General features: G+C 70.4%; 17 protein-coding genes. 4 read left to right on the top strand and 13 right to left on the bottom strand.

The window, feature by feature from the left end; translation table 11 throughout:
- Position 1: 1 nt before the first annotated feature.
- From ACFQV6_RS23605 to ACFQV6_RS23590, 4 genes are all read right to left on the bottom strand, one after another.
- Positions 2 to 376, bottom strand: a complete 375-nt coding sequence (locus ACFQV6_RS23605; protein ID WP_378029735.1) for a hypothetical protein — start codon at positions 374 to 376, stop codon at positions 2 to 4.
- 77 nt (positions 377 to 453) lie between these two features.
- A complete protein-coding gene (locus tag ACFQV6_RS23600; protein WP_378029734.1) occupies positions 454 to 2130 on the bottom strand; it encodes a ThuA domain-containing protein in 1677 nt (558 codons plus the stop codon).
- Positions 2127 to 4919 (bottom strand): PQQ-dependent sugar dehydrogenase, encoded by a 2793-nt coding sequence (locus tag ACFQV6_RS23595; RefSeq protein WP_378029733.1) that lies wholly within the window; start codon positions 4917 to 4919, stop codon positions 2127 to 2129. The genes ACFQV6_RS23600 and ACFQV6_RS23595 overlap by 4 nt, the downstream gene beginning before the upstream one ends.
- Before the next feature lie 177 nt (positions 4920 to 5096).
- A complete protein-coding gene (locus tag ACFQV6_RS23590; protein ID WP_378029732.1) occupies positions 5097 to 5537 on the bottom strand; it encodes a hypothetical protein in 441 nt (146 codons plus the stop codon).
- Positions 5538 to 5679: 142 nt separating this feature from the next.
- Here ACFQV6_RS23590 and ACFQV6_RS23585 point away from each other — a divergent pair, with 142 nt between their 5' ends.
- Positions 5680 to 8991 (top strand): BTAD domain-containing putative transcriptional regulator, encoded by a 3312-nt coding sequence (locus ACFQV6_RS23585; RefSeq protein ID WP_378029731.1) that lies wholly within the window; start codon positions 5680 to 5682, stop codon positions 8989 to 8991.
- Positions 8992 to 9038: 47 nt separating this feature from the next.
- On the opposite strand, the gene ACFQV6_RS23580 is transcribed toward ACFQV6_RS23585, so the two are convergent.
- The 3 genes from ACFQV6_RS23580 to ACFQV6_RS23570 form a co-directional block, all read right to left on the bottom strand.
- Positions 9039 to 9833: a hypothetical protein gene (locus ACFQV6_RS23580; RefSeq protein WP_378029730.1), complete on the bottom strand. Its 795-nt coding sequence runs from the start codon at positions 9831 to 9833 to the stop codon at positions 9039 to 9041.
- A complete protein-coding gene (locus ACFQV6_RS23575) occupies positions 9830 to 12982 on the bottom strand; it encodes a hypothetical protein (protein ID WP_378029729.1) in 3153 nt (1050 codons plus the stop codon). The genes ACFQV6_RS23580 and ACFQV6_RS23575 overlap by 4 nt, the downstream gene beginning before the upstream one ends.
- 118 nt (positions 12983 to 13100) lie before the next feature.
- Positions 13101 to 13343 carry a hypothetical protein gene (locus ACFQV6_RS23570; protein WP_378029728.1) on the bottom strand — a complete coding sequence of 81 codons (243 nt, stop codon included), beginning with the start codon at positions 13341 to 13343 and terminating at the stop codon, positions 13101 to 13103.
- Positions 13344 to 13468: 125 nt separating this feature from the next.
- Between ACFQV6_RS23570 and ACFQV6_RS23565 the strand changes: the two genes are divergently transcribed.
- Entirely contained in the window at positions 13469 to 13918 is a 450-nt protein-coding gene (locus ACFQV6_RS23565) for a VOC family protein (protein WP_378029727.1), read from the top strand.
- A gap of 35 nt (positions 13919 to 13953) precedes the next feature.
- On the opposite strand, the gene ACFQV6_RS23560 is transcribed toward ACFQV6_RS23565, so the two are convergent.
- Both ACFQV6_RS23560 and ACFQV6_RS23555 read right to left on the bottom strand, forming a co-directional pair.
- Positions 13954 to 14226, bottom strand: a complete 273-nt coding sequence (locus tag ACFQV6_RS23560) for a hypothetical protein (RefSeq protein ID WP_378029726.1) — start codon at positions 14224 to 14226, stop codon at positions 13954 to 13956.
- 163 nt (positions 14227 to 14389) lie between these two features.
- Positions 14390 to 14758, bottom strand: a complete 369-nt coding sequence (locus ACFQV6_RS23555; RefSeq protein WP_378029725.1) for a VOC family protein — start codon at positions 14756 to 14758, stop codon at positions 14390 to 14392.
- A 63-nt stretch (positions 14759 to 14821) separates the two neighbouring features.
- Between ACFQV6_RS23555 and ACFQV6_RS23550 the strand changes: the two genes are divergently transcribed.
- Positions 14822 to 15274, top strand: a complete 453-nt coding sequence (locus ACFQV6_RS23550) for a MarR family winged helix-turn-helix transcriptional regulator (protein ID WP_378029724.1) — start codon at positions 14822 to 14824, stop codon at positions 15272 to 15274.
- Positions 15275 to 15287: 13 nt separating this feature from the next.
- Here the strand turns inward: ACFQV6_RS23550 and ACFQV6_RS23545 are convergent, their stop codons facing one another.
- The 4 genes from ACFQV6_RS23545 to ACFQV6_RS23530 all read right to left on the bottom strand — a co-directional run bounded on the left by ACFQV6_RS23545 (position 15288) and on the right by ACFQV6_RS23530 (position 18338).
- The gene (locus ACFQV6_RS23545; protein ID WP_378029723.1) at positions 15288 to 15938 is read right to left on the bottom strand and encodes a hypothetical protein; all 651 of its coding nucleotides are present in this window, start codon (positions 15936 to 15938) and stop codon (positions 15288 to 15290) included.
- On the bottom strand, positions 15919 to 16890 hold the full coding sequence (locus ACFQV6_RS23540; protein WP_378029722.1) for a hypothetical protein: 972 nt from the start codon (positions 16888 to 16890) through the stop codon (positions 15919 to 15921). The genes ACFQV6_RS23545 and ACFQV6_RS23540 overlap by 20 nt, the downstream gene beginning before the upstream one ends.
- Positions 16869 to 17438 carry a hypothetical protein gene (locus ACFQV6_RS23535; protein ID WP_378029721.1) on the bottom strand — a complete coding sequence of 190 codons (570 nt, stop codon included), beginning with the start codon at positions 17436 to 17438 and terminating at the stop codon, positions 16869 to 16871. The genes ACFQV6_RS23540 and ACFQV6_RS23535 overlap by 22 nt, the downstream gene beginning before the upstream one ends.
- 234 nt (positions 17439 to 17672) lie before the next feature.
- Entirely contained in the window at positions 17673 to 18338 is a 666-nt protein-coding gene (locus ACFQV6_RS23530; RefSeq protein WP_378029720.1) for a DUF4360 domain-containing protein, read from the bottom strand.
- A 414-nt stretch (positions 18339 to 18752) separates the two neighbouring features.
- On the opposite strand from ACFQV6_RS23530, the gene ACFQV6_RS23525 reads away from it, so the two are divergent.
- Positions 18753 to 19400 (top strand): DUF4360 domain-containing protein, encoded by a 648-nt coding sequence (locus ACFQV6_RS23525; RefSeq protein ID WP_378029719.1) that lies wholly within the window; start codon positions 18753 to 18755, stop codon positions 19398 to 19400.
- Positions 19401 to 19802: the final 402 nt, after the last annotated feature.

Raw genomic sequence — 19802 nt, 5'->3', positions numbered from 1 at the left:
ATCACCGGTAGCCGACGTAGACGACCAGACGGTCCTGGCGTGGGTCGGCGCCGACGGTGACGAAACCCGGATCGGTCAGGGTGGGCGGCAGGGTCCGCTCCCGCGCGAGGCCCATCTCCCGGGCCAGATCCTCCGGTGTCTGACTGGCCGACGGCGTCAGAGTGAGGCTCCACCAGCATCCGCCCGAGGCGCACATCATGGTGTCCTCAACGACGGTCGCGCCGGCCGGGACCGCCGGAATGCGCCATCTCGGTGGCATCGCCCCCTCGTCGCCGAACATCCACAGCGCCGCGAACCAGAGACACCACAGGAGCCCGGCCGCCACCGCCAGGTAGACGGCCGTGCGGCCGATTCGCAGCGCGGTACGGAAGGTCATTCGCGCCAGGCTAACGAGGTGGGACCACCCCGCCCCGGTCGCGCCGTTGCGACCGGGGCCGGGGTACCGCTGATGGGTCAGGCCGGCAGCGCCCACTTCTGGTTGGCGCCGCCGTAGCAGTCCCAGATGTGGATCTGCTGCCCGTCCGCGGAGCTGTTCTGGCTCACGTCCAGGCACCGGCCCGACTGCGGGTTGCGGATCGATCCGTCGGCCTGCGGCGCCCAGCTCTGCGCCCCCGAGCCGTTGCACGTCCAGAGCTGGGCCTTCGTACCGTTGGCCGTCGCGCCACCCGCCACGTCGAGGCACTTGCCCAGGGCCCGCAGCGTCGTGCCCTGGCGGGTCCAGTTCTGGGCGCCGGAGTTGTTGCAGGTCCAGAGCTGGATCTTCGTACCGTCGGCGGTTGCCGACCCGGAGACGTCCAGGCATTTTCCTGCCAGGCCCTTGATCGGCCCGGAGGTCACCGGCGGTGTGCCGCCGAGTTCCTTGATCCGGATGTTGCGGAAGGACGCCTCGTCGTCGGCGCCGTGGTTCTGGATGCCGATGTGGCCGGCGAGCGAGCGTGCCGGGTCAGCATTCAGAAAATCATTGATCTGTACGCCGTTGAGGTACACCCGCAACCGCTCCCCCTCGACGAGCAGCTCGTACGTGTTCCAGGCGCCGGGCGGGTTCAGGGCGGCGTCCCGGGCCGCCAGGTCGGCGGACTTGAACGTGTAGACCGCGCCGGTGGTGCGGTCGGCGGCGTCAGTGGCGTCGATCTGCACCTCGTAGCCGTTGTTCACCGCCGACCACGGGTCGGTCGACGGCGGGAAGCCGAGGAAGACGCCGGTGTTGTCGTCGCCGGCGAGGCGCCAGTCCAGCTTGAGCGAGTAGTTGGTGAACTGCTTCGCGCTGTACCAGTAGAGGCCCATCCCGCCGGTCGAGGTGAGGGTGGCGTCGGTGCTGGTGAACGCGCCCGGCCCGGCCTGCGACCAGCCGGCGGTCGAGCCGTTGTAGAGCGGCGTGTAGCCGGTCTCCGGCCGGCAGTCGGCCTTGGCCTGGCCGGCCGCATAGCGGATGCCGCCCAGGAGGTGGGCACGGAAGGCACCGTCGGTGTACGACGCCGCGGTGTGCCCGCCGCCGGTGTAGAAGGAGCGGCCACCCTGGTACGGCTTGCACCACGAATGCGGATGGTCGGCACCCATCGTGCCGCCGGAGTACGACGACTCGTCCAGGGTGGCCAGCACGTGGGCGCTGCTGCGGGCGTTGGTGCGGTAGTCGTACCACTCGTCGGTGCGGTTCCAGACCTGCGGCAGGTGCGCGGTGGCCGCGTGTGCCCGGTCCTCGACCTTGACGTTGGCGGACTGGATCGCTGGGTGCGAGGCGAACCAGGCGCCGACCAGTTCGCCGTAGAACGGCCAGTCGTACTCGGTGTCGGCGGCGGCGTGCACGCCTACGAAGCCGCGGCCGGAGCGGATCCAGGTCTCGAACGCGCTCTGCTGCGCGGCGTTCAGCACGTCACCGGTGGTGTTCAGGAAGACGACGGCCTCGTAGTTCGACAGGTTGGTGAACACGGCCGGGTCCTCGGTGGCGGTCACCGTGAAACCGTTCGCCGCCCCCAGCTCGCGGACGGCCTGGGTGCCCGCCGCGATCGAGTCGTGCCGGAAACCGGCGGTGCGGGAGAAGACCAGGACGTCGTAGGGGGTGTCGGCCTGCGCCGCGGCGGGCACGCCGAGCGTCGCCGCGATCGTGGCGAGGATCAGGAGGGTTCTTCTCATGAGAGCACCCACTTCTGGTTGGCCGCTCCGGCGATGCAGTCCCAGATGTGGATCTGCTGACCGTCGGCGGAGCTGTTCTGACTGACGTCCAGGCAGCGTCCGGACTGCGGGTTGCGGATCGTGCCGTCGGACTGCAGCGCCCAGTTCTGCGCCGCGGAGCCGTTGCACGTCCAGAGCTGCGCTTTCGTGCCGTTGGCGGTGGCGCCACCGGCCACGTCGAGACACTTACCCAGGGCCCGGAAGGTCTGACCTGATCGGGCCCAGGTTTGTGCGGCGGTGTTGTTGCACGTCCAGAGCTGCACCTTCGTACCGTCGGCTGTTGCTCCCGCGGAGATGTCGAGGCACTTTCCGGCCAAGCCCTTGATCGCGCCCGCCGCGGGGGTGTTGAGGGTGAAGGCGTCGAGGTCGAAGAGCGCACCGGCGGCGCCGGCGAAGGTGAGATAGAGCGTGGTGGTCCCGGCCGGTGCGCCGGTCACCGTGCCGGTGACGTCGGTGAAGGAATCCCAGCCACCAGTCACGGGTACGGTCGACGAGCCCAGCACAGCGCCGGTAGCCGAACCCGCACGGATCTGCAGCGTCCCGCCCACCCCGGCGGACGACACCCGCGCGGTGAACGACGTGACGTTGCCCAGCTGGTAGGGCTCGAAGGCGATCCAGTCGCCGTTGTTGATGTCGCCGACCGTCCGGCCACCCTCGGCCGCCGTCTTGGTGAACGTGTTGATCCCGGACGAGGTCTTGTAGTGCTCGGCCTGGCGGTGCCGGGGCTGGAGGATGTGCTGCTGGTGCGTGGTGAGCCCGGCCGCGTCGGTGTACTCGGCGTCGAAGACCGCGAAGATGTTCGCCGCCGCGTCGTGCTCACCGTCGACCGGGATGGTGATGACGCCGGAGCAGCCGTTCGCCGAGGTGATCTGGTGGCCGTGACTGTCGTGGCCGAGCACGTACGTCATCTTCGCTCGCGCGCAGTTGACCGTGCCGTCCTCGGGGTCACTCGGTGTGAAGGTGAACGGCACCGTATCGCCGTACGAGAAAAGCTGCCCGTTTCCCGGAGAGCCGATGCTGATCGACGGCGCGGTGTTGCCCACCCCGATCTGCACGCTCGCCGTGCCCGTCGCACCCTGCGGATCGGTGACCGTGAGCGTCACGTTGTAGGTCCCGTTCGCCGCGTAGGTCTTGGTGGGATTGGCGGCGGTGGAGCTGCTGCCGTCACCGAAACTCCACGCGTAGGTCAGCGCCCCGCCCTCGGGATCCGAGGATCCGGCGGAGGAGAACGCGACGGTCAGCGGCGCCTGGCCGGACGTCTTGTCGGCCGCGGCGGCGGCGGTCGGCGCGCGGTTGCCACCACCCACGTAGTCGTAGCGGTAGAGCGCGGAGTTGGCATCGCCGTTGAAGTAGCCGGTGCCGTAGTCCAGGACGTAGAGCGAGCCGTCCGGCCCGAACGCCATGTCCATCACCTGCTTGCCGCCCCACGCGAAGTCGGAGATCGCGCCGACCGCGCCGTCGGTGCCGACGTGGATCGGCTTGATCCAGCCCCGGCCGAGCTCACCGGCGAAGAAGTGGCCGTCGAGCGACTGCGGGAACTTGGTGGCCGACGGGTTGCCGGCGTCGTACCGGTAGACCGGGCCGGCCATCGGCGACTCGGAGCCGCCCCCGAACTCCGGAGGGGTGCCGGCGTCTCCGGCGTACCGGATCCAGGCGGGCCTGGCCGGCGGCAGCGTCGCCTGCCCGGTGTTGCGGAACGAGTTGTTGGCCGGCCCGCCCGCGCAGTTGTACTTCGCCCCGGTCGTGCCGGCGGCGAAGTTCCACTCGTTGTAGGTCTCGGTGCCGGTGTTCGTCCCGGTGCAGTACGGCCATCCGTAGTTGCCCGCGCCGGCGATGCGGTTGAACTCGACCTGCCCGCTCGGGCCGCGGTTCGGGTCGGTGGAGCCCGAGTCCGGTCCGTAATCGCCCAGGTAGACGACGCCGGTGGCCTTGTCCACGCTCATCCGGAACGGGTTGCGGAAGCCCATCGCGTAGATCTCCGGGCGGGTGTTCGCCGTGCCCGCCGGGAACAGATTGCCGCTCGGGACCGAGTAGGACCCGTTCGCGTTCACCTTGATCCGCAGTACCTTGCCGCGCAGGTCGTTGGTGTTGCCGGCGGTGCGCTGCGCGTCGTAGGCGGGGTTGCGGTTGGTGCGCTCGTCCAGCGGTGAGAACCCGGCCGAGTCGAACGGGTTGCTGTCGTCGCCGGTGGACAGGTACAGGTTGCCGGCCGCGTCGAAGTCGATGTCCCCGCCGACGTGGCAGCAGATCCCCCGGGTGGCGGGCACGTCGAGCACGGTGACCGCGCTCGCGGTGTTCAGCGTGTTGTCGGCGTTGAGGGTGAAGCGGGACAGCCGGTTGACGCCGTTCCAAGCGGAGAAGTCGGTCCCGGTGGCGGGCGCGTCCCCGGCCGGGGTGGAGAGCGGTGGCGCGTAGTAGAGGTAGATCTGCCGGTTGGTGGCGAAACCGGGGTCGACCCCGACGCCCTGCAAACCTTCCTCGTCGTGGGTGTAGACGGGCAGCGTACCGATCACGGTGGTCGTGCCGGCGGCGTCGGTGCGCCGCAGCGTGCCGTTGCGGGCGGTGTGCAGCACGGACCGGTCCGCCAGCACGGCGATGGCCATCGGCTCGCCCACCTCGGCCACACCCTTGGCGAGGGTGACCTGCTGGAAGTCGGCGGCGTTGACGGGATGGGCGAGAGCGGGCCGGGGTGCGGCCAGCACCAGCGTGGAAGCGATGAGCAGCGATCCGAGGACGCGTTTCAAGGACATGGCAGGTCCACTTTCCTGACGGATGCCAGGTGCGGGGACCTGCGCCGACACACCGATCCTGGCTGGGGAAGCGCGACCGAGGGAGGGTCTCGCTCAGTTACCACCGTGTTACACGGTGCCCCAGACGTTAATGACTTTCGATGGAGCTGTCCATACTTTCATCGACAACGACAAAAGTCAGCGACGGCCGGTGGAGAGGGTGACGAGGAACTGACCCCCGCCCGCGTCGACGCTCGCGGCCACCGGCAGGCCCGGGACCAGCCGGGAGAACCGGTCGACCAGCCAGTCCGCCGCCTCCTGGGCGTCCCTGGAGTTCGGACAGCGGGCCACCAGCTCCCGGCCACCCTTGCGCTCGAGCCGCTCGGCAACGGTGATCAGCGGGGCGGGCTCCACCACACGCAGACGATCCGGCCAGGCGATGACCACCTTGACCGCACCCTTGCGGGTGTTGCAGGCACGGTGCGCGAGCCGCTCGGCGACCTTGGCCTTCCGGTCGGCGGTACGGCTGTCGACGCTGGGACCGCGCGGGTCGTTCACCGACATGCCGGCATCCACCGGCTCGTCACACACCCAGCAGCGCCAGCCGTCCCGCTCCGCCACATCCTCAAGAAGACTCATCCGGACAAACTAGCCTGCCGCGGGCGGCGAGCCCGTCACATGTCCGATTTAGCCCAGGCTCACCGCGGCACACCGGCAATCGGCCGCCGTGTGTCCACAGTGTCCCTCCGAGCGCCTGCCGGGCACCGCATATGGTGCTGGGGTGGTGACGATCAAGGTGCTCGGCTCGTTGCGGGCCGACGTGGACGGCGCCGCCGCCGACCTGGGCACACCCCGCCGGCGCGCGGTGCTCGCGCGGCTCGTGCAGGCCGGTGGAGCGGTCGTCGCCGTGGACCGGCTCGTCGACGACCTCTGGCACACCGATCCGCCGGCGAAGGCACAGGCCGCCCTTCAGGTCTACGTCTCGCACCTGCGGCGGGTCCTCGAACCCGGGCGCCGTCCCCGCACCCCGGCCACGGTACTGGTGAGCGCTCCGCCCGGATACGCGCTGCGGCTGCCGGTCGAGGCCGTCGACGCCTGGCGGGCCGAACGACTGGTGCGCGCGGCGATCGAGATCACGGCGGCCGATCCGGGCGGCGCGCACCGGCGGCTCGGTGAGGCGCTGGCGGAGTGGACCGGGCCCGCCTACGCGGAGTTCACCGACGAGCCCTGGGCCGCGGCCGAGGCTCACCGGCTGGAGCGGCTGCGGGTCGACGCCCTCGAACATCGGGCCGGTGCCGCGCTGCGGCTCGGACAGGCCGAGCGGGTCCTGCCGGATCTGGAGCTGATCGTCCGCGACGATCCGCTGCGCGAGTCGGCGGTGCGGCTGCTGGCACTCGCCCTCTATCGCACCGGCCGGCCGGCGGACGCGCTGGCCGTGCTGCGCCGGCTCCGTCACGACCTCGCCGAGCAGCTCGGCGTCGATCCGAGCCCGGACACGCGCGCGCTCGAATCCGACCTTCTCCGCCACGACCTGGCGTTCCCCGGCCCAGGTCCGGCCGGCGTCACCGCCGGCGCAGGCGCTACCGGCCCCTCCACTCACCCGGCGGCCGCTCAGCCCGCCGGGCGCACCGCCGCAATCACCCGGCTGCCGGCCGCCGCCCGGCCGGTCGGGCGCACCGCCGAGATCGCCCGGCTGGCGGAGATCGCGGCACGGACGGGCGTCGACGGTCCGCACGTCTGCTGGATCACCGGCGAGGCCGGTTCGGGTAAGAGCACCCTGGCCCGCATGCTCGCCGGTGAACTGGGCGCCGCGGGCTGGCTGGTCGCGGCCGGCCGGTGCCCGGAGGTCGACGGCGCTCCCCCGGCCTGGGCCTGGAGCGAGATCTTCCGCGACCTGCGCGCTGAGCGACCGCCGTCGGCCGAGCAGGCCCGCGCCCTGGCGCCGCTGCTGGAACCGGGAGCGCCGTCGGACGGCCTGTTCTGGCTGCACCGGGCGGCGGGCGACTATCTGGCGACGCTCGGCGACATGCCGCTGCTGCTGGTCCTCGACGATGTGCACCGCGCCGACGGCGAGACGCTGCAGCTGGCCCGGCACCTCACCCGCGCGCTGGAGGGCCGGCCGGTGCTGGTGGTGGCCACCTACCGGGCGAGCGAGGCCGGCGACGATCTCTCCGCGACCCGGGCGGCGCTGGCGGCCGTACCCTCGCATGAGTTTGATCTTGCTGGTCTCGACGAGGACGCGGTCGGCGCGCTGCTGCACCGGCACGTCGACGCCGCCGCGCCTGACCTGGTGCGCGAGGTGTGGCTGCGCACCTCGGGCAACCCGCTGTTCGTCGCGGAGGTCGGGCGGATGCTCGCGGCCGAGGGCGTGGCGGCTGCCGCGGCGGGAATTCCGGCCGGGATCCGGCATGTCCTCCGGCGGCGGCTCGCCCGGCTGCCGGACGGGGCGCGGACGGTCCTGCGCCATGCCGCGGTGATCGGCCGGGACGTCGACGTGGACGTGCTGATCGAGCTGGACGGCTCGGGTGAGGAGCGGGTGTTCGACGGCCTCGAGGCGGGCGTGCTGGCCGGTCTTCTCGTCGAGCCGGCGCCGGGCCGGGTCCGGTTCGCGCACGCCCTCGTCCGCGAGGCCCTCTATGACGACACGCCGATGCTGCGGCGCGGGCGGCTGCACGCGCGCGCCCTCGCCGCTGTCGAGAAGCGCCGGCCCGACGACATCGCGGGGCTGGGCCGGCACGCGCTCGCCGCGCTCACGGCGGAGAACGCCGATCAGGTCGCGGCGTACGCGGCCGCGGCGGCCCGGCGGGCCACGGAGATGGACGCGCCCCGCGAGGCGGCCGCGCTGTGGGCCGGTGCGCTGCGGGCGCTGGACCTCTGCCCGGACGCCGCGGACGGGCGGCGCCTCACCGTGCGCTGCGGCCTGACCAGCGCCACGGCGCGGGCCGGCATGGTGATGGCAGCGCGGGAACACCGGGCCGCCGCGGTCGCCCTGGCGGAACGGATCGGTGGCATCGAGGCCCGGTGTGCGGCGCTGACCTGTTACGACGCGGCGGTGACCTGGACGGTGCGACCGGACCGGGAGATGGACGCGGGACTGGTGGCCGCGCTGGAGGCCACCATCGCCGAGCTGGGACCGGACCAGCCGGCGATGCGGGCGAGGCTGCTCAGCACGCTGGTCTTCGAGATCGAGGGCGCCGATCACCCGTACGCCGACGCCGCCAGCACCGAAGCGCTGGCCCTCGCCCGCACGCTCGACGACCCGCAGGTGCTCTGCCAGGCACTCAACGCCCGATACTTCGTGGTCGTCGCGCCACACCGGCGGGCCGAGCTCGCCGCCATCGGCCACGAGTTGCTCGAGGTGAGCACGGCGGCCGGCCTGACCCCGTTCATCGCGCAGGCTCATCACGTTCTCTACCAGGAGGCGCTGGGCCGGACCGACCTCGACGCCGCCCGCCGGCACGTGGCGCGGGCCGTCGAACGGGCGACCACCGGCCAGCTCGGGCTGACGCTCGCGGTGATGGGATGGTTCGAGGGGCTGAGCGCGCTCCTGGACGGTGATCTCGCGCTGGCCGAGCGGCGCTACGGCGTGCTGGCGACGCGGATGGAGGCGGTGGGCGGTCCCAACGGCGCCGCCATGGGGGTGCTGGGCCGGATGGCGGTCCGGCTGGCCGCCGGGCGGCTCACCGACGACACCGTCGCCGAGCTGCGCCCGCTCCACGACCGGCTTCCGGACGACATCCACGATCTGCTGGCCCGGGCGCTGTTCGACATCGGTGACACCGAAGCTGCCCGGGCGGTGTGGCGGCCGTGGGTGCCGATCCGGCTCGACTATTTCTGGCTGCTGTGGACGGCGATCCGGGGCCAGAACGCCGCCCGGCTGCAGGACGCCGCCGTGGCTCGCGACTGCTACGCGGCGCTGCTGCCCTGGCAGGGCCGCTTCGCCGGGCTGGAGAACGGCTCGGTCTCGCTCGGCCCGGTCGACGACACGCTGGCCGACCTCGCCGAGGTGCTCGGTGAGCCCGGCACGGCGGGACGGCACCGCGCGGCTGCCCGGTCACTGGCTCGCCGCGTCGGTGCCGTCCCCTGGATCTGATCCCTACGGCGTGCGAACCCCACCGCACCGTCCCCTGGATCTGATCCCTACGGCGTGCGAACCCCACCGGTCACCGTCGCCGAATAGCGGCCGGCCTCGACGGTCGCCAGCGTGACCATGATGTACGTGTTGGACGGCAGCCCGGTCACCCGGGTGCCGGTCCAGCCCGTGCCCGGTAGCCCGGCGGCCTGGACCGCGCGGGCCTCCGTGACCCGCACCCACTTGCCGTCCCGGCCCATCACCAGCGCCATCCAGCTCAGGTTGAGCGCGTAGTGACTCTCGCCGGACGAGTTGTCGGACCAGGCCACGTCGACGTAGGCGTTGTCGAAGCCGGACGTCCCGGCCGTCACCGTGAGGTTGCCCGGCACCGCCGGATCGACCTGGTAGGACGGGCACGACAGGGTGCTGCTCGGCGCGTATCCGGTGCCGCCGGGCACGTTGAGCGCGGTGACGCACACCCGGTGGCTGCCGGCGTTGGACGGCGCCGGCACCGTGATGTCGAACCCGACGTCGGCGTTGCGGGCGGCGTAGCGGCTCGCGGCCGCGAACGGCCCGGCCGGGGCGCCGTCGACGCTCACCATGATCGACACCGGTCCACCGTCGGGATCGGCGGCCCACCCGGTGACCCGCAGCCGGCCCGACTCGTAGTGGTAGGCGTCCAGCCAGCCCTGTGGCTGCTGGTCCGCGCCGGGCGGCGGCGGTGGGTCGCCCGGCTCGCCGGGCTCCTCGCAGCCCGGCGGCGGGATGGGGTCGTCGCAGGTGGGTTTGGCCGACGCCGGCGCGGCGAACAGCGTCGACGCGGCGAGCGCGCCCAGCGCGACGGCCAGAACGGTCCGTCTCATGCGGGAGATCCTTCGTTCACGATCTTGTCGGTCAGTTTCAGCGCGGCCACCATGTCGGAGACGGCTTCGATGCGCTCGGTGTAGGCGCCGGCGGCGAGTCGCTGCGAGTACTTCTCGTAGAGGCCGCCGAGCTCACCGGCCCGCTCGATCGCGACCGCGTGGATGCAGTTGCCGAGGAACTCGTTGGGCGAGTTCGGGCTGTCCGCCCCGGAACAGATGGGTGAGAAGATCGGCGCCTGGTTCTTCCGCGGGTCCATCATGGTGACCCCGTCCGGGCACGGATCTCCGGCCGCCGCCTGGGTGCACGGGGCGAAGTTCGTGACCGCCACCGTGTACGCGCGGCTGATGTTGGTGTCGGGCAGGTCGGCGCCGACCGGCGCACCGGCGATCCGGTAGTCGCTGGGCAGCATGTTGACGCCGTTGAGGTAACCGCTCAGCTGGCCGTCCTGTTCTTGCGCGACCGGAAAACCCAGTTCGGTGTACGCCTGGAGCAGCTTGAACGCCTCGACGATGTCGGCCGAGCGGGCGGCCAGCGGGGACGTGACGTCCGCGAACGCCGCCTTGACCCGCTGGTAGTACTCCTTCTGCTTGCCCCACAGCATCCGGTCGACCTTGGCGCGGTTGACCGCCAGCGTCGTGTTGTCGTCGGTGAAGGAGGCACCCGCCTCGAACGCCGGCTTGTGCGCGGTGGGGTAGTCGTAGCGCATCACGTACGCCTCGTCGTGGCAGTAACCCTGTGGGATCGGATCCCGGGTCGTCCACGAGCAGATGATCCCGGCCGACTTCTTGTTGGTGAAGACCCGCACGTCGCGCCACTGGTCGTTCGGGAAGCGGGTCTGCAGGTGCACGGTCAGCAGCAGGTTCGCCGTGGTCGTCTCCTGCCGCGGGCCGGTCCTCGTGACGTGGTCGACGAACGCGGCGTCGTAGCAGATCCGGTACTCGGGCTTGAAGCCACCCTTGAGGCCGTGGTCCGCCAGGTGGTAGGTGTTGGCCACGCCCGCGAACCGGGCGTTGGCCGGCACGGCGACGGTGAGCCCGAACCCGGAGCAGTTCCCCATCTGTGCCTTCTCGGCGATCCGGGTCGGCGGCAACTGGTTCGCCTCGTACCACGGGTTGTATCCGCCGCCGGTCACCGCGTCGCGCAGCCGGCGAAGCTCCGCCGACTGGGCGTTGACCGCCTGCTTGTAGCTCTCGGTCAGCCCGGTGAACAGCGCGTTGCGGTGGCCGTCGGAGGTCGGTCTGCTGAACCGGTTGGCCGCCGCGTTGATCGCCTCGCCGGACTTGATCAGCTTGGTGGAGAACCGTTCGCTGCCGGCGGGGCTGCGGGCCAGTGCGGGGTTCTCGACGGCGAGGGCGTTGAAGCCGCGGGCCGCCATCGTCCACACGCCGGGATGGCTCAGCTCGTAGGTCGACGGGAAGGCCGGATCCCAGGTGCGGGCCAGATAGGCGAGGTAGTCCATCGAGCCGTAGACGCCCTTCTGGTCCAGCACCTGCGCCGGGCGTAGCCCGCCCTGGCTCCACTCCGGCCTGGTGTAGACGAACGGCGCGTCGCTCGCGGTGGTCTCGCCGGTGGTGAACAGCGTGCCCTCGGCGTGGTCGAACTGCTCGACCGAGAGCGTCCGGCCGGTACGGGCGGTGTAGCCGACGTAGGTGTTGAGCACGACAGCGGTGTCCCGCAGCCCGTCGGCGCGCAGCGCCTGCTGCATCGAGAGGCTGAGTGCGTCCACCTTGGTCTCGATGCGCGCGAGCTGCTGCTTGATCGCCTCGATCTCGCCCTTGATGATGACGAGGTCGCCGCACATCTTGTCGAGCACCGACATGACGTCGTCGTAGATGGCGTCGAGCATCGACTCGACGCGGTCGAACCGGTCGTGCATCTCGGTGCGCAGGTTCTGCACGTCCTCGCGGAGCTTGGTGATCTCCTGCCGGATCAGCTCGGTCTCCGACGGCCCGGAACCGAGGAACAGCGGCGCCAGCGTCATGACCGCGCCGAGGATGTTGCCGGTCAGGACCACCGTGCTCAGCGACCCGAGCGCTTCGGCGAGGCCGAGTCCGGCGACCGTCGGCAGGTACTGGTTGATCGCGGTGGCGATGCCCACGGCGGCCTTGCCGAGAGCCTGGAAATCCTCGCCCGCCCGCTTGTCGACGAACCCGGCCAGCGTCGAAAGGATGTAGAAGGCGGAGTTGGCGGCGTCGATGGCCACCTGCCGGTCGGCCGCCGCACCGAGCTCCCTGGTGTAGTCCTCCGGCGTCGGCTTCGGCCCCGGGCCCACCGGATACTTCAGGTTCGCCGCGGTCAGCATCCGCTGTGTCTCGGCGTTCTGCTCGGACAGTTTGTCCAGCGCCCCGCTGAGCTCGGCCTTGAGCGCCGCCATATAGGCCTGCGAGTTGCCCAGGTGCTCGAGAATCGCCTCGGTGTTGATGAACGTGCCGAGCAGCGGGTCGGCGAGCAGCTGCTCGACGGTCGCCTGGGCCCGCACATTGACCTGCGCCCCGATGTCGCCGTCCCAGGTCGCCGCGAGGTCGTCGTCGGTGGCGGCCATGCGCATGAACCCGCCCCAGACCTCCTCCTGCAGGGTGTAGGTCTCCTGCATGAACCGGTAGTTGCGGACACTCGCGGTCAGCGAGTCGTCCAGCGCGGCGCGGGCGGCGGTTTTGCCACCGACCGTCACGTCGAGGAGTCCCTTCACCATCGGCGTGGCGATGGACACCCACGGGATCCCGGAGATGGCGTCGAGGAACTTGACCGTGTAGCCGTAGGCGGTCCGGCTGAAGTTGTCGGCGTTCCCGGCCGCGTCCACCTTGGCCCGGGCCAGCGCCAGGTTCGTGCGCAGCTCGTCCTGGGTCGCATTCGGGTGCGTCTGCCGGTAATCCATGATCACGGCGGTCAGCACAAGGTTCTTCAAGCCCTGGACACCCGGGTTGTGCGCGCGCATGTAGGCGGCGAACAGCCCGCTGTGGAATTTGTTGACGTCCCAGTCGACCGGGCCGGACGCCGAGGCCAACGCCGGCATCGGCGCGACCAGCAGAACACCGGCCGTCACGACCGCGATCAGCCGCCGCATTCCCCCCAGCGGCGCACGCCGTGCGGCGCGTGTGGACCAGGTGGCCGAGCCGGCCCTCCTGATCCGGCGCAGGATTTTCCGCACCAACTGTCTCTCCCCCTCGAAATCGTCGGCCGTCCACACGTGGACGGCCGGAGGAGAGCCTGCGGTTCGCGACTTGACGTCTACTGAAGACCGCGCGTTAAGTCGTCACCAAGTCTCGCTACCCGCTACTACCGTGCCCGTCCTTACCCCGGCAAGGATCTGCTGCGGGCCCGGCCGGCTCCCCCGGCCGCCTCTGCTGGACCGCGTGGTGCAGGGCGCTGACGAAGGCCGTGGTCGCGGGCGGATCCGGCGGGTCGCCGTAGGCGGCCAGGTAGACGTGCCGGCGGAAGTCGCGAAGGACGCTCGCCTCGATGCCGGGCGCATGGTGGGTGCGCAGTGCCAGGCCCGGCATGGTGGTCACGCCCATGCCCGCGGCGGGCCAGGTGCGATACGCATGTGTTTGCCCAACTATTGTCATTGGACGAATGAGTTGGTGCGCGGGACGCCGAGCGGGACAACCGCTATGCCCTCGAAGAGGAGATCATCATGGACGGCAGCGGCACGATCCAGCGGATGGACAACATCGCCATCGTCGTCGACGACCTCGCCGCCGCCAAGGCGTTCTTCGCCGCACTCGGGCTGGAACTGGAAGGCGAAGCGACAGTCGAGGGCAGCGCGGTGGATCGCCTCGTCGGGCTCGAGGGAGTCCGATCGGACATCGCGATGATGCGCACCCCGGACGGCCACGGACGGGTGGAGCTGACCAAATACCACTCACCGGCGAGCAAGGACGGCGACCGGCACGCTCCGGCCAACACGCTCGGCATGCACCGCATCATGTTCGCCGTCGAGGGCATCGACGACATCCTCGACCGGCTGCGGCCGCACGGGGCCGAACTCCTCGGCGAGCCGGTGCAGTACGAGAACAGTTACCGGCTCTGCTACCTCCGCGGCCCCGCGGGCATCCTCGTCGCGCTGGCCGAGAAGATCAGCTGACCAGCGCCGGTCATATCGTGTCCGCATGCCGGCGGTCAGGCGGCGACCAGTTCCCGGTCGGGCTCCATGTGCCGTGCCTGGTAGACGGTTTCCACAACACCGCGTGCCCAGCGCATGCGCCGGCAGGCGGTCTCCGGATAGTCGCCGTAGGCCGCGGCCATCTGCGCCACGCAACCGCGCGTGCCGCCACACCTGCGGACGGCTCCGGCGATGGCACTGTCCACAACGAGAGCACTGGGCCGGGAAGCGGTGGGCAGATCGCTGGCGAACAGGGCCGCGGCGCGGGCTGCGAGAAGTTGGCTTCGCATCTGGATCAACTCCGAACTCTTGGGGGTCAACGCATTCAGAGTGAACCGCCCGCGCCACTGATCGCCTCCGGTATTCCACCCGTGCTCGACACGGGGGATAGGGGGTATCCCCCGGGCCGGGAACTCAGGGGCAAGCCGCCGCCGGCAGAGCGAGACGGGCCCGTCAGGCGCGGTCGTGGAGTGTGATCCGGTAGCCGTCGGGGTCGGCGAAGGTGAACGTCCGGCCGAAGGGTCCGTCGATCGGTGCGGAGACGATGGTGTGACCGCCGGCGACGAGAGCATCGTGAATGACCTGGACGTCTGTGGCGTGGAACCAGATCGCGGCACCGATGCCGGGCTGGGCAACGGACGCGAGGTCGGTGCCGGGAACGACGTCGCGGAGCGCGAAGGCGATCGGCGTCGTCGCGAAGACGACGGCGTGCGGAGGGCCGGCCGGCGAGCGGAGGAGGCCGAGGTACCGCTCGTAGAACGCCTGCGAAGCGTCGAGGTCACGCACTTGCAGCGAGATGAAGTCGGTGCCGGTGGCGGGCATGATGATGCTCCTTGTCGTCGTGTCAGGTTTCTGACACAGACCAACGTATGTCAGAATGCTGACATGAGTCAAGATGGCGTCGACCTGGAGAAGTCACTGGGCTACCTGCTCAAAGAGGCGTCGAGCGCCCTCCGCACCGCCATGGAGGAGGTGCTACGGCCGCTCGGGATGAACGTGACGCGCTACGCCTGCCTCGAACTGCTGGCCCAACGGCCGGGCCTGTCGAACTCCGAGCTCGCGCGGGGCGCGTTCGTGACCCGGCAGTCGATGAACGTGCTGCTCCAGGCCCTGGAACGAGAGGGCTACGTGACCAGGCCCGCGGAGGCACCGGTCGGGAAGATCCTTCCCACCCGGCTCACGGCTCTCGGCCGGCGAAGCCTGGAGGAGGCGTCCGCAGCGGTCCGGTCCGTCGAGGTCAGAATGCTGGCCGGCATGACCGGGAGCGAACAGGCGGAGGCGTTCCGGAGCCTGCAGCAGATGATCCACTCCCTGCGCGCCGGCGACAACGGTTCATAAGTACTGGTACGAGTCAGTTCATGAAGCCCTTGATGACGCCCTCGACGGCCGGGGCGATCATCTCCCGGATGCCGAGCCGCTCGGCGAACCCGCGCTTGTCCTGGGGCAGCAACGCCGCCATCTCCTCGCGGACCAGGTGCTGCCGCCCTCGCGGATCGGTCCGCCGGCTCGCCCGGCGGGACACTGTGCCGAGCACCGCGAACGCCGTGGTGACGACGCCGCCGACATCCGCCTCGTCCTTGCCCGCAGCGGTCAACATGGCGCTGATCGGGAGGATCACGGATTCCGCGCTGTGCCAAGGATCGAAGCAGATCAGGAACAGCGGGAGGTGCTGCAGGGGCAGGTCCAGGCGGTGCGCCAGGTCGTACACGCCGGTGGCACCCGCCTGCCAGGCGTCCGTCTCGTGCAGGTAGTGCTGCCGGCCGGCGACCTCGGTGACGTCCGGCGGGGCGCTGTGGTCCGGCTCGGCGAGCAGCGTCGCCGAGCAGTAGAGCCCGGCCATGTCGCTGAGCATCCTGCGGTTGCTCCTGACGTGGTCGAAGACCCGGCCGTCGAGGTCGCCGGACCCGCAGAGAACCAGGCAGTACGTCGCCGGCCGGTACCGGCGGCGGTGCTCCTCCCACTGGGCGAGCAGGCCGGGCAGGTCAGTCAGCACGGCGGGCACCGGGCAACTCCATCTCCGCCGCCTGGGCGGCCGTCATCATCGGTGAATCGACTGTCATGATTAGCCAGACGGCCGCCAGCAGACGGTTCCAGTCGGATGTGGTGTGGGTCAGGCACGCGAACACACGCTGGAATCGTGCGACGTCGGCGTACCGGGGGAAGCCGCCGAAGAAGCGGACCGCCGACGGCTCGTAGGTCAGGCGCAGCGTGCGTGCCATGGCCGGCAGCTGCTCGTCCCAGAGCGACAGCAGTACCGGGTACAGCACGATGGGGCCCTCTCGGTCGACGGGCCTGGCGGCGATGATCCCCCAGGTGCGCTCCACCAGAAGCGCGTGATAGAGCCAATCCCCGTCATCGTCCCGCTGGATGGCGAGCACCCCCTCGGCGAAGCTGGTGCCGCCGCCCAGCGCGAAGACGACGATCTTCCCGGTCGGGAACCACTTCAGCGTCTCGGGATGCAGGAACGCGAGCGGGCTCAGCGAGTACGTGGCCTCGGCCAGGGACGGGTGCCGGGCCCACAGGTCGGGGATGCGCTCCAGCGGCACGGTGACGACGTGCGCGGCGCTCTGGTCGGGGCAGTGCATGGCGAGACGTACGTGGCCGGGCGGCAGGTCGGCCGGCTGGTGGTACGGATCCGCCACGAACCGCAGACCCTCGCCGATCGGGTTCACCTCGGCGATCACGAAGTCCACCTCGGCGACCCATTCCGGATCGAGGTCCTCCGGGGCGTACCCGAAGGATCCTTCCGGCCCCGGCCACAGGCTGACCTGCAGCTGCTCGCCGAGCGTGTGCCAGGCGTGCGTGAGCAACCCGAAGAGGCCGGGGTCGCGGCCGTGCCGCGACGCGAGGTCGCCGACGATCTCCAGGACTCCGGAGCGGACGCTCTCCGGGAGCGAGGGCGCGACGGCCCACGCCGCAACCTCGGCGTCGGTCAGCTCCGCCAGGTCGTCCATGGCCGCGCCGAACGCCGGTCCGGGGAGTTGCCGGCCTGCTCCAGATAGCCGGCGAGGGTGCGCGGATCGGCCAGCCCCAGCCGCTGCCAATCGCCGACAACTGTGGTGTCCAGACAGCGGGCCGCAATGGCCAGAGCGATCCGGCTGCGCCGTTCGGCGTCGAAACCGCGGCCGTCGAGAAGTGCGGCGAACCGTTGATGACCGGAAAGGTACAGCTCCGGAAGCCGTTTGACCGCCGCTGCCCGGGCGGTCGGGTCGAGCACGACAAGCGAGCAGTACGTGGCGGCAGCCTCCTGCAGGCCGCGGCTGTGCCGGTCGAGCAGGTCGGCCGGCGCCGACCAGGCCTCCGACGGGGCTTCCCAGGCCACCGGCCGCAACGCCGCCACCGCCTGCTGCAGCAGACCGTAGGAGGTGCCGCGGGCCAGCCGGTGGTGGGTGCTCTCGTGCCGCAGGACCTCGGCGAGCCTGTCCGGATCCCGCGCCACGGACACCGGGACGAACACGATCCCCTGGGAGTCGTACCAGCCGAGTGCCGGATCCTCGTTCACCGTCGCCGCCTGTCTGAAATGGACCTGTCACCGGCCCGGCAGTATGTCGCAGTGCGCGGCACGGGCGCCGTCGTCATTCCGACAGTCGGCCCGGACGTCCCACCCACGAGCGGCTCACGACAGCGCGGCAGGCCGGCAGGCTCCAGAAGACCGGAGGCCTGGCGTGGTATCAGCCATTGAGCACAGCACGACGGCCACGGATTCCTCCGTGGCCGTCATCGCGTGGATCGCCGCTCAGCACCGCACCCAGCTGAAGTTGAACAGCGTGTCCACGTCGCCGTCGCTGGAGGTCATCGACATGCTGCTCGTGGAGGTCGACGTGCCGGCGTCGACGCGCAGTTCGGTGTTGATGTTCAGCACCCGCTGCTCCTCGCACGGCACGTAGATCAGCACCGGAGCGACGTCGTCGGTGTTCCAGTAGCCGTAGTAGGGGCCGCCGAACGTCTCCTCGGTGCGGCTGGTGGTGGCCGACCCCTGCCAGTAGTAGCTGGTCCGCTGGAGGCCGGTGGCGCCGGAGGACAGCCGCGCCCGGCCCCGGTAGTTGGCCTCGGCGATCGCGAACGTCCATCCGGCCGGTGCGGTCACGACCACGCCCGCCTGGCAGTTCTTGCGGCGGTCGGTCGCGTCGACGCCGCCGCCCGCCTGGGCGACGAAGTCCCGGTAGCGGATCCGGAAACCGGTCTTGTCGGCGTTGGCGACCACGGTGGCCGTGCCGGGTGCGCACCCCGAGCCGTTGGCGGCCACGACCTCGACGGTGATGTTCCCGTCCGGGACGGCGGCGAGCTGGGCCGCGTCGGTTCCTTCGCCGGCGGCTTGGGCCGGCGTGGACAGTGACAGGGCGAGGATCGCGCCGAGTGCGCCGAGCGCCGCCCGCCTCGCGCCGATTAAGCGTTCCGTCATGTGCATTTCCCTCGGGTTCCTGCTCGATGTCGATTAGCAGACAGGCGCGCGGATCATCACGGGCCTTCGGGCACGACCATGTGCCGTGGCCGCGTTTCGGGGGGAATATTAACGATACCGATGAGATCAAACAAGTATTGACGTACATCTATGTTAAAAGATCTTAAAAGACAGAACTTAACTGCACTTAACGTACGGCGTTATGCCCGCTTGCTCCGGTTGCAGGTACCCGGTGTGCCCGTTTTTCGCCCGCTCTGCTGCTTTGCGCTGACAGCAGCGGTGCTTTGCCCGTACACAAAAGGTCTGTTGATTTGGGTCGTCTCCGCGACAGCAACTCATCCATTGACGCTCATCTATGTCCTCCATAACATTGGCCCGGCGCGCGCATCCTGCCTCGAATTGGAAAGGAATCCTATGCGTAAATTATTGGCGCGTGGAGCTGTCGCACTCGCGTTACTGGCCTGTTCGTTGACCGTGAGTTCGCCCGCCCACGCCGGCAGCATCCTGGACGACCCGCCCAACGACCACATCGTCATCGATCTGGTCGCGATGGCGGGCTCGGGATGCCGGCCCGGAACGGCCGCTGTCGCGGTCTCGCCGGACAACACCGCCTTCACCACCATCTACAGCGAATACCTGGCGCAGGCCGGTCCGGGCATCGCCACCACCGAAGGCCGCAAGAACTGCCAGCTCAACGTGCTGGTCCACGTGCCGCAGGGCTTCACCTTCGCGATCGCCAAGGTGGACTACCGCGGATACGGGTTGCTCCAGTCGGGTGCCACCGCCTCGCAGCGGGCCAACTACTACTTCCAGGGAATGACCCAGAGCACCTACGTCAGCCACCCCATCACCGCCCCGCTCGACGACAACTGGATGGCCAGCGACGACGTACCGATCGCCGCGATGGTCTGGCACCCGTGCGGCGAGATGCGGAACCTCAACATCAACACTGAGCTCCGGGTCGCCCGGGGCAGCTCCCGAGACGCCAGCTTCCTGACGATGGACTCCACCGACGGCAGCATCTCGACCACGTACCACTTCGCCTGGAGGGAGTGCGACTGACCCGACGCTCGTCGCGAGGGTTGCCGGCCGCAGCCCTCGCGCACGACCCGCCATCAGTCGGCCGCTCCATCGATAGTTTTCGATGGACTTATCGAATCGATGTCTGGGGTGGCTGTCAATCCGCCTTTGGGAGCGCTCCCGGCCCGCCGCGCCCAGCCCCGCCGCCGCCCAGCCCCCGCCGCGCCCAGCCCCCGCCGCGCCCAGCCCCCGCCGCCGCGCCCAGCCCCCGCCGCAGCGCCCAGCCCCCCGCCGCCGCGCCCAGAGTCCGCCGCGTCGGGCGCTACCGTCGCGCGGCAGGCGAGGTTCCGAGCGCCGGCCATCCTCGAAGACGGCGAGCAACGGGGGTAGAAGCACACACAACGCAACCGTGCGCTGTTGCACGGCCCCTGGGCCTACCCAGGT

The organism is Actinoplanes sp. GCM10030250 (assembly GCF_042666575.1).
GTDB lineage: Bacteria > Actinomycetota > Actinomycetes > Mycobacteriales > Micromonosporaceae > Actinoplanes.
This window is presented reverse-complemented; position numbering and strand designations above follow the sequence as displayed.